The 536-nt window shown below is 51.5% G+C and carries 1 protein-coding gene; it reads right to left on the reverse strand.

The window, feature by feature from the left end; translation table 11 throughout:
- On the reverse strand, positions 1-536 hold a 536-nt coding region (locus AUR66_RS11820), incomplete at both ends, for a GAF domain-containing protein (RefSeq protein ID WP_157533084.1).

Here is a 536-nt window from a genome sequence, read left to right on the forward strand (position 1 = left end):
ACTGAGAATGCTAGCAAAGTTCTCAAGGCGTTCGTTTTGTTTCTCCAGTTGTTGTTCTCGCTCCACCCGATCAAGTGCTACCTGTGTATTTGCAGCCAACATCTGTGCGAGGGCCACATCGTTCTCATCGAAACCGTCAGCGACAGGCGAACTTAACAACATTACACCGTGCTCACCAAGCGGGAGATACAATTCACTTAGAAATGGTGTTTCCTCATTCATTACCCCATCCACGGCTGTGAGGTTCGAATGGATTTTTGGCGTTCCCATCTCGTATGCTTCCCAAGCCAACCCTTCTCCCTTAGAAATCGAGGGTGGGGTGCCATCGAATATCGCTTCTATCTCGTCCGACCAAGCGACAGGGGCGAGAGCGTTGGTCGTCGGATCGTACAGGTGAACGCCATTTAGTGGTAGACTGCAAACCTGTTCCGCAGTCTCAGACGCAAGCAAGACTACTTCTTCGTGACTCTTCGCCGCCATTAATTTCTGGGATGCTGTCAGCAGGCCTTCAAGCGCTTGCTGACGTTCCTTGCGGG

This window comes from Haloferax profundi, assembly GCF_001469865.1.
Classification (GTDB): Archaea; Halobacteriota; Halobacteria; order Halobacteriales; family Haloferacaceae; genus Haloferax; species Haloferax profundi.